9 protein-coding genes and 1 pseudogene are annotated in these 12,516 nt (G+C 59.5%); 6 read left to right on the top strand and 4 right to left on the bottom strand.

All coding sequences use genetic code 11. The features are described from left to right. Positions 1-474 precede the first annotated feature (474 nt). Positions 475-1,041 carry a recombinase family protein gene (locus AC5JJ1_RS21275; RefSeq protein ID WP_495787123.1) on the bottom strand — a complete coding sequence of 189 codons (567 nt, stop codon included), beginning with the start codon at positions 1,039-1,041 and terminating at the stop codon, positions 475-477. A 580-nt stretch (positions 1,042-1,621) separates the two neighbouring features. On the opposite strand from AC5JJ1_RS21275, the pseudogene AC5JJ1_RS21280 reads away from it, so the two are divergent. The 6 genes and pseudogenes from AC5JJ1_RS21280 to AC5JJ1_RS21305 form a co-directional block, all read left to right on the top strand. Further along, positions 1,622-1,789, top strand: a pseudogene (locus AC5JJ1_RS21280) (transposase); the annotation flags it as partial. 32 nt (positions 1,790-1,821) lie between these two features. Further along, complete coding sequence (locus tag AC5JJ1_RS21285; RefSeq protein WP_495787113.1) at positions 1,822-2,307, top strand: IS5 family transposase; 486 nt, start codon at positions 1,822-1,824, stop codon at positions 2,305-2,307. Between the two features lie 676 nt (positions 2,308-2,983). Further along, positions 2,984-4,357 (top strand): hypothetical protein, encoded by a 1,374-nt coding sequence (locus tag AC5JJ1_RS21290; RefSeq protein WP_495787114.1) that lies wholly within the window; start codon positions 2,984-2,986, stop codon positions 4,355-4,357. 2 nt (positions 4,358-4,359) lie between these two features. Continuing rightward, complete coding sequence (locus AC5JJ1_RS21295) at positions 4,360-5,124, top strand: hypothetical protein (protein ID WP_495787115.1); 765 nt, start codon at positions 4,360-4,362, stop codon at positions 5,122-5,124. 294 nt (positions 5,125-5,418) lie between these two features. After that, on the top strand, positions 5,419-5,760 hold the full coding sequence (locus tag AC5JJ1_RS21300; protein WP_495787116.1) for a hypothetical protein: 342 nt from the start codon (positions 5,419-5,421) through the stop codon (positions 5,758-5,760). A 475-nt stretch (positions 5,761-6,235) separates the two neighbouring features. Beyond that, complete coding sequence (locus AC5JJ1_RS21305) at positions 6,236-6,655, top strand: H-NS histone family protein (protein ID WP_495787117.1); 420 nt, start codon at positions 6,236-6,238, stop codon at positions 6,653-6,655. A 490-nt stretch (positions 6,656-7,145) separates the two neighbouring features. Here AC5JJ1_RS21305 and AC5JJ1_RS21310 read toward each other — a convergent pair whose 3' ends face one another. The 3 genes from AC5JJ1_RS21310 to AC5JJ1_RS21320 form a co-directional block, all read right to left on the bottom strand. Then, the gene (locus AC5JJ1_RS21310; RefSeq protein WP_495787118.1) at positions 7,146-7,796 is read right to left on the bottom strand and encodes a hypothetical protein; all 651 of its coding nucleotides are present in this window, start codon (positions 7,794-7,796) and stop codon (positions 7,146-7,148) included. Positions 7,797-8,335: 539 nt separating this feature from the next. Then, positions 8,336-11,185: a VCBS domain-containing protein gene (locus AC5JJ1_RS21315; RefSeq protein ID WP_495787119.1), complete on the bottom strand. Its 2,850-nt coding sequence runs from the start codon at positions 11,183-11,185 to the stop codon at positions 8,336-8,338. A gap of 464 nt (positions 11,186-11,649) precedes the next feature. Next, on the bottom strand, positions 11,650-12,516 hold an 867-nt coding region (locus AC5JJ1_RS21320), incomplete at its 5' end, for a transposase (RefSeq protein WP_495787120.1).

Here is a 12,516-nt window from a genome sequence, read left to right on the forward strand (position 1 = left end):
CTGCCTGCTCACGCGATAGCGCCGCACTACAGACCCACCACCGCCAAGGCGACGCATCGCCACCGGGGTCGACATAGCGAGCGCCGCATTTCGAGCCAACGATCACCAGTTTGGGCCCGGGGTCCGGCTGGCACATCTCTTCACCCCGCCTTGCCCACCAGCCGCATGTAATTCGGCAACCGCCCCTCATCTAGCCACAGATCAACCAGCGGCGTGATAGTGCCGACTACGCCGAAGCTGCGCCCGTCCAATGGGTGACTAGCCATTCGCAGGAGGCAGACATGACCGCCCTTCAAGCAGTCGATCCCCGCGTTTCGGTACGTGTAAGAAGGGCCGCCGAGCGGCCCGTGCGCAGCGGTTTGCTCCGGTCCGGGGCGAGAGGCGGCTTGGGGCGGTTCATCGACAAATAGGCTCATGCCCCCGGCCTAGAGCAGAACGCCTACCGGTTGATTGCGGCGGAGCTTGCGAAGTGCTTCAGCTCGCTGGCACGGCTTGCAGCAACCGGTAGACGCTCGCCCGGCCTATTCCAAGGCGGGCCGCAATCTCCGCCGGCTTCACACCTTGGGCCCGAAGGTTTCGAACGTCGGCCGCCTGCCGCTGCGCAGTGGGAACCCGCCCCTTATACTTCCCTTCGGCCTTCGCCTTGGCGATGCCTTCCCTTTGACGCTCCAACATTAAGGCTCGTTCAAACTCCGCCACGGCGCCGAGCATGGTGAGCATCAGCTTTCCCGTTGGCGTCCGGGTATGGACCTCGGAGCCGCCCATGGAAAGGACGCGGAGCGCAACGCCCTTCGCTTCAAGCCGCGCTATGATGGCGAGCATGTCGGCGACGCTGCGGGCCAAGCGATCCGGCTTGGTGACTGTCAACGTGTCGCCCTCCCGGACGAAGTCCAGAACCGCTTCGAGCTTCGCCCTGGGCGCCACCGACGACACCCGCTCCGCGAACACCTTCTCGCATCCGGCAGCCGCCAAGTCGCGCTCCTGCGCCTCCAAGCCGGCCTCTTGATCGAGGGTGGAAGTGCGCGCGTAGCCGACGGTCATGCCCATGGTTGAAGCCCCATCCCCGGCGGAGAGTCCCGCACGGGTCTAAGACTATCGCTCCGCAACGAGTCTCAATAGTCAATCCCATTCATGTGGGACTCGTATCGGCCGGACTGAGACGTCCCGCACGGGCAAGCCGCTATGAGACGGCCACGGCCACGGCCGAGGCGATCGGTCGGAAAGCGGTTGCTGGGGATGCGTTATTTAAGGTTCCGCCCGTGATTTGTCGCGCGCCATGACAGAAGGCGCTTGCTCTATCCTTACTGCCCGGCACGGGAATGCGGCCGGCGGCAGGGGCAAAGCAAAGTATCGCCCGCTGCACGGGAGAACCGCGTGTGCTTAAGGGTGGACTTGGGCCAGGGTGGGGGTCCGGATAATCGATGCACCCGATCGCCAAACAAATCAGTCGAAAGGCCGATACCACACCCTCGCGCTTAAACCTCAGTTCGGGTGCTCACTCGGATGGGATCGCTTCACGGTTCATCATTTCCGTTAAAGCGCTCTAGGCTCTAAACCCAATCAGTTCTGGGCGCGACGCGGCGAGGTGTGATTCAAACTCTGGGGTATTGGAGTTTGGGTCATGGCGGGAGAGTTCTGGCTGACGGACCGGCAGTGGGCGGCGATCGCACCGCTGCTGCCGACCAACCAGGCCGGCGCGCGTCGGGTGGACGACCGGCGGGTGATCAGCGGCATCGTGCACATGCTGCGGAATGGCGGCCGGTGGCAGGACTGCCCGGCCTGCTATGGGCCGCCGACGACGATCTACAACCGTTATCACCGGTGGTCGGGGCGGGGCATCTGGACCGGCATGCTGGCGGCCCTGGTGCAGGCGACACCGGGCGGGCTGCAGTTGATCGACAGCACCACCGCCAAGGCCCACCGCTCGGCCGCGGGCGGCAAAGGGGGGCCGACCGCCAAGCCATAGGCCGCTCGCGCGGCGGGCGGGGCACCAAGATCCACCTGGTCGTGGACGGCGCCGGGCGGGTCCTTGCCTTCACCGTCACGCCCGGGCAGATGGGCGATCTGCGGCCCGCCCACGGCCTGCTGGCCAACCTGCCGCCGCCCAACCGACTGCTCGCCGACACCGCCTATGACAGCAACGGCTTGCGCCACTTCCTGCTTGGGCGCGGCACCACGCCCGTCATCCCCAACAATCCCACCCGCAAGAACCGGCACCCCTTCAACAAGCGCGCCTACCGGGCCCGCAACATCATCGAGCGCACCATCGGGCGCCTGAAGGACTGGCGCCGCATCCATACCCGATAAGACAAGCTCGCCGCCAACTTCGCCTCAGCCATCGCCATCGCCGCCATCCTACACGGATGGACCTGATTGAGGCCGGAGCCTAGGGCGAGGTCGATGAGCATAACGGATCATGTAGCGGACTGGCGTGGGAGCGACCGAATCAACTTGACCTCTCGTCTCCGTGAAGCGTATACAAACGGTGTGCGATGGGTATGCGGCTCTCCGATATCCTCGTCTGGCCGCCTGATACGGCCGCTGTTCATAACCTCCTGCGTCTGAATCACCAGGCGTAGGTCCAATATCGACTGCTGTGCGGATACCTCCGTGCTGCGGCTGAAGGGGACCTATGTGCGATGTGATTCCCGCCGAGGTTGGGCAAGATGGCTCACCGGCAAACGATGGCACGCTTAAGTCTACTAGTAGGCTTCCCTCCGGGGGGCCGTATAAGAATAAGGCCTTTAAAGAAGAGGCTGAGAATACCTCAGACCATGATTGGCTTCGGAACTTCTTTGGCGAAGATTCTAACCCTCCAGACGTAGCTCCGGAGGAGAGAGTCGGCTCACTTTTTGACTACGAAGCCTCCGATGAGCCTGAAAATCTCTCCAAGACACCCGCGGCGCGTCGAATTCGGAGAAAGAAGCCAAGGCCGAAGCCCGAGGTAGTGCTTCCGCTCCGGGCTGCATCCCCACTCGACCGAATGGGCGGCTTCCGGTTCACCCCGGAGAAGCTTTCACGGAAAGCTGTCAGTGAATCGCTTTATCTCAACCTCCGCCGGACCCCGGTAAACCCGGCTGCCGAGGCTTTGGTAAGCGAGATTCATCGGCGCGTTATCCTCATCGAAGATCATGCCAAGACCCGCACCCGGGCACGCCGGGCGGATGCCGACCGACAGCTCCGGGCTGCTATAGGCGCCATCGTCGGCAACCTCCTCCTCGCATGGGCCGAGACACCCCCTCGGGCTGTTTCCCGCAGCCTCTTCGCCAATACCTTCACGGGCGAGGACATAGGTTACCCGGCCTTCGCCGATGCCATGCGGTGGATGAAGAAAGAGCACCTTCTTCACCGCCGCAAAGGCGGTCGGCTCCCGGATGGCTCCAAGGGCGCCGCCTCACGCTTCTGGCCAACGCAGGGATTGCTTACCCTCGCCGCCTCTTACGGCATCGATACCGCGACCGTGGCCACCGACTTTGGCTGGCGGAAATCAACCTCGCAAAAGGTGCCGAAGGTCCGCGAGCCGATCGTCCTGTGGGAAATCACGGCGCACCCGAACGCTGGTAGGGGACGCAAGCTTCGGATCGACCAGCACGACCTCGTCGCCGCCTCCCTCCAGGCCGAGGTCGAGCGCCTGAACGCCTTCGCCGCGCAGCATGACGTCACCGGATGCCGCCCTCCGCGATGGCAACGCCACTTCCGGGGCGATTGGCGCCTATACGGGCGGCTCCATGCGGTGGGCGATGGCAACTACCAATCCATGCCGGCCGACCGGCGGGTCAACGACATCCGGATCAACGGCGAGCCAGTCGTCGAAATCGACATCAGCGCCTCGCATCTGTCCATTATGCACGCCTTGATGAGCCTGCCGCTCCCTGAAAGCGACCCTTACGCCATCCCCGGACCCAATCGGAAGGTCGTCAAGGTCTGGATCAACGCGACCTTGGGCAAAGGTAGCCCTGTCCGGAAGTGGCCGAAGAAACGGCTTGCGAAGATGCCGGAGCTGGCTGCCCTTGACCCGCTCAAGGTAATGGCTGCTGTCCTCAAGCAATACCCTTGGTTGGCCGAACCATGGCGCCTCGCCAGCGAGTTTGAGGCCGTTGCGAACCCGAAGCGGGTGCTTCCGCACATGCTGATGGGCATCGAGAGCGACATCATGCTCGCGGTGGTCCAGGCGCTGAATGCGCAAGGCATCCTTGGGATGCCTATCCATGACGGCATCCTTGTCCCGGCTCCTGCTGCGGACCTCGCCTGCGACCTAATTCTCAGCATTTCGCGGCGCGAAAGCGGCATCGAACTCAAGGTCAAAACCTACCCAATCCTCGTCCATCGGCCGCAACTTCAACCAAAAGGAACCTAATCATGCCGGTACGCCTGATAGCTAACCTGCTTGCCCCAGACATTGCGAACTTACTTGATGCTCGCCAGTTCGAAGGATCAATCGAACCCCGCTCAATCCTTGCCGCAGGCAATGTCGCGCCAATAGTTCATCTGGATTCAACGCGGACCAAGGCGAAGCGGCGAGCCGTCACACCCGCGACGTTCGGCTTCTCGAAGCAACAAGTTCAAGGATTGCCGGGACTGAAAAGTCGTCCAGCGCCAGACACATACTGTGAAGGTGCAACATCGGTGAAACTGGCGAGCCGGATGAAAGCAGCATATGACCGGATGGTGCCGTTTCGGCGTGGCCTTATCGCAGTGACGGGCTACCTCGACGCTGCTGAACCCAATCACCACTTGCCGCAACACGAAAACACATGCGCAGTATTGCGACGAGACGGCGGCCCAATGTTAATCGCCTGCACGGTGGATTATACGTGCGACTTCGATGAGCTCGCGAACCCAACACCAGAATTCGACGCTTGGTTCGCAATCTTTATGGTCCCAAGCCGCGGTAATGACGCGGTAACGGGAGAATGGATGCCTGCCATTCTGGGTCCCAACGAAGTGGGCGACTGGTTGGACGGGTCTACTTCCAACTACGATGCGAAAAGACTTTCTGCTATGCTCAGGTCAACCGCTGAGGTTGATCTCTGCCGTCACCAACACACGGATGTGGCAGGAGTTGTTGCAACCGACGTAGCCCGCTTACTGCGTCCATTGCGCGGCGCATTCGCTAAGCAATAGGTCGTTTCAAAATCAGCTCTCAGCAGTTGCTAAGGTGCGGTGAGCGCCAGCGGTTCGCCGCTCCGTCGATCGCGGCAATGTCGACCTGGGCGGCGGTTCTAGGTAGCAGAATGGAAATCGCTGCCCAAGGCTCGGCGCAAGCGCATTGTAATCGACGGCGACGGTGACGGCGTCACGTAGCTGGACTACGGCTCCCTCCATACCCGGCTCATACACCGCCTCGACGAAGGCGCAAAAGCACTGGACGCGCTACATGCTCTCGTCGATGCGGACCGAAGCTTGGTCAAGCAGGCAATGATGGCGCTGCTTAACATGGAGAACGGGACCAGCCAGCCGCCGAAGTGGTTCCGGGTCGACGAGGCGGGAATGCGGTGGCGTGAGCTGTGCGCTCGGATCACCGCTGGCCTTCCTCTGATCATTCCCCACATCGGCACCGGCATCGGCCTCAAGCTACAGCGCGTGGATTCCGACCTCGCAGAGGCGGTGATGCTGCACTTCGCGGAGCAAAACACCCCCTGCCTCGGCATCCACGACAGCTTCATCCTCGCTAAGCGCCACCAAGTCGAGCTTGAGGCGGTGATGAAGCACGCCTACCGCTCCCGGATCGGGTTTGAGGCGGTGCTCAAGGTGGGCTGAAGGGGACTTGAGGGAGCGTGAACGGGGCTGGCGGAAGAATTGGGCATCGGGAGGTGGCGATTGAAAATGTAACGCATAATGCCCCTTCCTCCTTTCCCCTCCTTTTTTGTCTTATCAAAAGAAAAGCACCCGTAAGCTCCCTTTAGGGATGATAAGGGTTGCGCTTGCAAGGTAATAGACCTTCCATCGACTGCTCGCGCCGAAAGAAATCCAATCGGCTTGGGCCCACGCAAGCGACCGATGAAGAATGAATCGCTACAAACGGCTTTTAGGTGACGCCAGCGATGCGTGGCCGATATAGCTGGCCACAAAGTAAGCGGCAGACTTCAGAGCCTTCAAATGAGAGATTTGTTTGGGACCAAATAATGGCAGGCACGCCGCTTCCTCGTAGAACCCCTGGAGTCCACAAACCCTTGGGCGCTTTGCAAACGCTGGGAATGGTACGAAATACACGCTCAACGACGGAAAGTGAGCCATGACCGATTCTGATACGACTTCCAGGACCAAGCGGAAGCTTGACCAAAGTTCCGATGCTCTCGGTGTCGACCAAATCCTTTTCGGACTTGAGGCCTTGGGGGTAGCTGAACTTCGTCAGATCGCTTCCGCCGTTGAGGCTGCAATTCAGCAAAAGGCGGAGGGCGAGCGACAGGCTTTCATCGAGGAGACAGAGAAGAGGGCCAAGGCGCTCGGGCTCTCTATCCGTGACCTTTTCGGCGAGGTGCCGGCTGCGCCAAAGCGCGGTCGAGGGAAGGCCAAGGCCTCCGCTGGCGAGGGTGTTCAACCGAAGTACAGAGGCCCGAATGGGGAGTTGTGGAGCGGCAGGGGGCGGATGCCGAAGTGGGTTCAGGTTGCTGAGGCTGCAGGCAAATCGAGGGACGATTTTCTGATTGCTTGATAGCGCGATTGGGCGCAGAGGCCGCGGTTTAGGGCTATATCATCATTTTAAAAGTCCCCCCTCAAAATCGACTGATCACGACGTAAAACCAAAACGCGAACGGGGCTTGCGAGGTGTGGGCGCGCGAAGTAGCCGGTTCAGCGGGTGGCGGTTTTCATCCACCCAGGTAGTGCGGCTATCGGCGTGCTGGGCGCTTCTGAGGCGCAACGGCAGCTTGGCCACGTCTTCGCTGAGTCCTTGACGCAGGCATAGACCGCGCTCGCTTGTAGCGCGGTCGTAGGGGTTACTGCGGCCCCTGTGTTGTTTGCGAACGTGCCGAACGCTGTAGACAGCGCAGGGCTCGGGAATGAGGCAGACCATCCAGCAGACTTCTCGACCGTCGCGTTGTCCGCGTCGATCTGCGTCGGGTTCCGCTCAGCAGTGCGCCTCCATGGAAGAATTTTGTCGATGAATGTGGCCATGCCAATATTTATCGGTATGGCGACCTGAGTCAGCGTTTTACGTCAAGACTCTTGATCCGCATGCCCGGACGACCAATCTCGTTATGGCTCCAGCGTTCTCCAAACCCTTTCGCCGGAGAAAGTGGAAGGCCAGTCGCAGGAGCACTTAGTTCCCAACCAACGCCCATTAAATCTTCTAAATTATCTTTTCGAGTGGCTTGTGGTGGGATTTCATACGGTTCAATCCAGCGCAGAGAAGCAGAAGAACCAGGATTTTTGAACTTCAGCTTTTCGAGCATTGCGCAGCAGGCGGTACAGGGACTATGAGTTAACTCTACTTCGATGCTACTAAAATAGCGCTCTTTGTTGGGCGTATTGAGAAACTCGCATAATTGCCTTTCAGCATGGGTAGGGTTGGCCATGTCTTGTAAATTTGAAGGTTTGCCAGTATTCCAGGTCGCAATTTCGAGCAGATTAGACTCTTTGAGTGAAGGTTTGTGAAATCGTAACCCGTCGATAGGAGCCCCACCTTTACCTCTGGCGCCCGGGTCTTGCGCTGGTATCACTCCGACCTCTGACGCTGATGCAGCATCTCTCAGCCAAACTCTTGCGACTAATAGGACAATGCGCCCGGCTGGCGGTTTTGAGATTGTCAATTCGAACGCCTTTTTCATCCTTATAAGGCGCGGGTCGATAGCCATAGCACATCTCCCAGCACGTCATTATAAAAACTGCCGAATAGCAGAGCACCATTGCCAAAAGAAAAGCAAAAACTGCAAACCTTAGCAAGGCTCCTCATTCCAACAGTTCCGCCGAGCGGTGTCGAAAGTTCTTTTTCTCAGATCTAGAGCAACTGGCGCGCTATGTGTTATATGCTGACGTAGAACAACCATCAACCAAACACGAGCAGGCCACGCCCCTCGTAGACTGACTTGTTGGAGACGTTCGCCATAGCACGGGCCATGGCCATGATCAGTGCAACCGGCCCGTCGATCTTGAGGTCTCGCAGTGTAGGCAGAGCGGATACCGCTCGAGATGCTGGCGGCGCAGCTTGCGCCACGTTGCATCGTCCGCCGCAGGAGCTTGGCGCCAACGTTGCCAAATTGTGCGGCTTGGCCTCGGCGCCCGTTAGCGAGCCGCATGGGCAAGTGGTGCGCCGGACTGGTTCACTGTTTGGCCGGACGCAGCACTAGCGGAGCGCCACGAACGCGCTCCGCCGGTCGACCTAAGCGGTCCGTAGTCAGCCTATAAGGAAGTTGTCGAATACCATCTGAGAACCGTCGAGGGCGGTAATCTGCAACTTATCAATTGCGGACCAGCTCACATCAACAAGCGTTGGGTGAGTATTGTTGAGCGTTACCGCCTGCTCACCGATCAGGCTCCCGTCATTGTATCCCTTGAAAACAACATGCTGAACCGCATTCCAGGCTGACGTAGCGTAGACTTGGTCGAACGTGAAGTCGCTTCCATCACTCTTACTGATCGTGACCGGATTGAGCGCGAATGGGTTGAAAGACGCCACATTACCAGGACCAATGCTGCCGTAATCATATCCGGACCCCGGAGCGTAGGTATCTGGGATTGCATTAAGGTTTTGACCTCCGGGAACATCCCAGTTGAAGCCTTTATATCCGTCAGCAATACTGACAAGACCGCCTAACGTATTAATGTCTTCAAACGTAACCAAGTTAGATGGCACAGCAGGAGCTGCCTCGTTGTTGCCAACGATAGTGGCGACGATGGCGTGAGCGCTGCCGTCGATTGATTTCACAACTAGTGTATCTTGGACAGTTTGGCCGCCGGTAAGAGCTTGTACGTTGGCAGAGGCGTTGTCCAAGGAGTAGCTCCATGCGCCGGTGCCGGTATCGAAGCTGAACATACCATAGCTTTTAACCAGATCAGCCTGTGCAACCGCCTGGAACTTAGCTTCACCAGTGTCCACGTCCGACACGGTTAGTGTACCGCCCGTCGTTAACGTTTCATCTTCTTTGACGGAACCTGCGTCCTTGCCGCCAAACGTCGCGGCGTCGTTGGTTCCTACGAGGTTAATGGTGATGTCGCGATAGGTGGAAGCGCCGTGATTATCGATAGCCGCAAGGCGGTAGTGCTCGGCCACAAGTTGGCCGGCTGCCAAGTGGTCGAGCGCCGCGTTATCGACCCCGAATCCCCAGGTGACAAAGCCGATGGTTGGGTTGTCATATTGATTTGGGTTAAATACCGCGGTTACCGTGCTGACATGTCCGTCCTCAAGGGGAGTTACGGAAACGGTGTGAGTATCATGAGGGTCCGAGTCGTATACCCAAAAGCCGCCGCCCTGATACCCGGCATAGCCCGGAGGAGCGTCAAACTCGTGGCGAGTACCGACCAGTTCGTCGGAACTTCCATCCGGCCGCTCTGTCACCGACCCTTCGTCGGGGTAGCCCGCGCTATTGGTTGGCGCGCGGTTAGTGCCAGCGATAGCGACAGTCACAGTGTGTGCCGTCCCGTCAAGCGATTTGACCATGAGGGCATCAGCCAACGTGTCTCCCTCGCCCATTGCCCGGACCGCTGCGTTGCTTCCGTTAAGGGTGTAGCCCCACTTGCCAGAGGTTGCATCGAAGGTGAAAGCGCCGTACTTGCCGGCCAGTGCCGCCTGATCAGCGGCCTGGAAGCGTGCCTCACCCGTGTCCACGTCTGACACAGTCAGCGTGCCACCGGTGATCAAACTGCCGTCTTCCTTGACGGAGCCCGTGTCCTGGCCACCAACCGTCGCCACGTCATTGGTACCGGTCACTGTGACGTCAATGACTTGAGTGGCGGCGCCGTCGGCCGACTTCACGGCCACAGTGTCGTGGACCTGTTGCCCAGCCTTGAGTGCCTGCACCGCTGCTGATGTATTGGCTAGTGCGTAGCCCCAGGTGCCATCAGCCGCGACGTCGAAGCTCCCGTAACTCCCGGTCGCCTTAGCTTGCGGCAAGAGCGCAGCTTCACCAGTGTCGGCATCGGCGACGGTGAGTTTACCAGAGGTAGTCGGTGTTCCGTCTTCCGTTACCGTACCTACCGCTGTGCCAGCGATTGTGGCTGCGTCATTTTGGCCCGTCAAAGTGACATCGATGGTCTGCGCGGCGGTCCCATCGATGGACTTGACGACCAGTGTCTCGTGGACGGTCTGCCCACCGGCAAGGGCCTGAGCTTTGCTATTGTCAAGGGCGTAGCCCCAGGCGCCAGTGCCGGCGTTGAAACTGAAGCTGCCATAAGTCTTGGCGAGGTCGCCTGCCGTCGGCGACCGAAACACTGCCTCGCCAGTGTCGACGTCCGCGATGGTAAGCTTGCCGGAAGCAGCAAGTGTGCCGTCTTCGGACGCCGCACCGGCCTTATCGCCGCTGATCACAGCTGCATCGTTTACGCCATTTACAGTGACGTCGATGGCTTGGGTGGCGGTGCCGTCCTTAGAGGCTACCGTCAGTATCTCATGGATGGTTTGCCCGCCGACCAAGGTTTGCGCCTTGATGTTGTCGAGGGCATAGCGCCAAGTGCCGTCACTACTGAAGTTGAATGTACCGTAGGATTTGGCCAGATCGGAGGAAGTGGCCACTTTGAATATTGATTCGCCGTGGTCCGGATCGGTCACCGTTAGCTTGTTAGAAACAGCGAGCGTCCCATCCTCGGCCACCGCCCCGGTGCTGGTGCCGGTGATCGCGGCGACGTCGTTTAAGCCAGTCAGAGTAGCCGAAACCGTCGCCGAACTCAGGGCGCCATTGCCCAGGCGGATCGTGTAGATAAAAGTGTCTGTTGCAGTCTCACCCGCCGCTAGAGCTTGAATGTTTGCGGCGCGGCTAGGATCGTAGTTAATGGTGCCGTACTCGGCAGTGCCGGCAACCGTATTGAGCTTTAGGGCTGCGCCCATTGTGCTGTATGCGGTTGTCAACACGGTCCCGAGCTTAGTAGTGTCTTGAGCCAACGTATATACGTCTTTGGCGGCTCCGCCGAGGGATGCATCGAGTACCTCGATGTTCACTGCTGCGAGGTTTTCGTTGACGCTGGTGATATTGCTGGCTTGTGGTGTTTTAGCCGCAATCTTCTCCAAATTATTGCTGGACGTGATAGGCATTGGTCATGCTTCTCCGCTTGGCCAATCGTGCTGGCGTTAAGTGCTGTGGTTCGAGAAAGAGCGGCACCCCGTTTCGTCTACTGATCTTGATTAGCGCAAGGGGCGCTTTGATAAGGCAAAGTATTTAACCACTATTGCTACCAGGAATGCGCTGCGATTACTGAATGCGTACCCTTTAGAGCGCATTTGATTGCCGTACTGTTCCAATTTTGAAGTTTTTGTTCTTCGTAACGTCCCTTTCTGCCGCATATTTTAATGCAGAGTAACGTGGCAGCCCCAGTGCGCCACAAATTAAACAGCAACGTTTGTATTATCACGAATTTGTTATAGCAGTTCCTGCAACCGTTGCAATAGAAGCATGTGATCGCGCCCGCGTGAGTTGTGACGTCAACTGCGGACGTCTGTACTAGACATGCACATGTCCACGAATGCCTTTAAAAACTATGTTGGGTACTAGTATTTACTTAGCTCGACTTGCCTTGTGGCGAGGCTCGTACGGGGGCACCAAGGCGGACGAGGCGCTGGAGGTTGTAAGTGAGCCCGCGCAGTGGCACCTGGAGGCGCTGCGTCGGATCCAGCCTGGCGGTGAGCGCCTCGCCATGGCGCCGCTTCACAACGGACATGACGGTCTCCACCTTCCACCTTTGACGGTAAGCGACGCGATCGGCTTCGACGCCTGGCGTGCCGAGCCGTTGGACCATCTCCTGCCGCAGCGGTGTGGTTGCGACCACGCGGGCCGAGCGCCGCTTCTTGGCCGGGATCAGACTGTCGACGCCGAGGCCTTGACGGCAGTGGCGGTGGTTGGCCTCGCTGTCACGGCCTGCGTCTGCCAGGAGCTGCTCGAAGGGCATGCGGGCGGCTGCCGCGCTTGCCAGAGGCGGCAGGTCGGTGAAGTCGCCGCACGGGCCCGGCCTGACCCGCTGCGCCAACAGGATCTGCGGCGCGACCCACATGGCGAAGGCCCATTTCAGCCAGCCGCGCTGGCCCCGGTGCCGCTTCGCGCGCCACTCAAAGTAGCGGGATGTGTGTGCGAGAAAGAGGCCGGTGGAGTCGAGCGCGATCTGGGATGCGCGCACAGTGTCCCCACGGGCGCGGCGGACGGTTTCAGTCAGGGCCGCATCCAGCAGATCAGGGCTGACGTGATGGCGAGCGAACCGCCACACCGTCGCATGGTCCGGGACAGATCGAAGGCCGAGCACGCGGCGGAGTTGGCCCGCAAGGCGGAGAAGGTCCTCCAAACCGCGGTAGGTCAGCCGCAGCCTCTCCCGCAGCAGGAGTGGCTTTGCTATCGGATTCTGGCCCGGGTGTGCTGACGAATTTTGGCCCACCTG

The organism is Belnapia sp. (assembly GCF_059504005.1).

Bases quoted from the DNA above. Each gene is read 5' to 3' on its own strand.
- AC5JJ1_RS21315 (WP_495787119.1), bottom strand. From the start codon at position 11,185: ATGCCTATCACGTCCAGCAATAATTTGGAGAAGATTGCGGCTAAAACA.
- AC5JJ1_RS21310 (WP_495787118.1), bottom strand. From the start codon at position 7,796: ATGGCTATCGACCCGCGCCTTATAAGGATGAAAAAGGCGTTCGAATTG.
- AC5JJ1_RS21295 (WP_495787115.1), top strand. From the start codon at position 4,360: ATGCCGGTACGCCTGATAGCTAACCTGCTTGCCCCAGACATTGCGAAC.
- AC5JJ1_RS21290 (WP_495787114.1), top strand. From the start codon at position 2,984: ATGGGCGGCTTCCGGTTCACCCCGGAGAAGCTTTCACGGAAAGCTGTC.
- AC5JJ1_RS21300 (WP_495787116.1), top strand. From the start codon at position 5,419: ATGATGGCGCTGCTTAACATGGAGAACGGGACCAGCCAGCCGCCGAAG.
- AC5JJ1_RS21275 (WP_495787123.1), bottom strand. From the start codon at position 1,041: ATGACCGTCGGCTACGCGCGCACTTCCACCCTCGATCAAGAGGCCGGC.
- AC5JJ1_RS21305 (WP_495787117.1), top strand. From the start codon at position 6,236: ATGACCGATTCTGATACGACTTCCAGGACCAAGCGGAAGCTTGACCAA.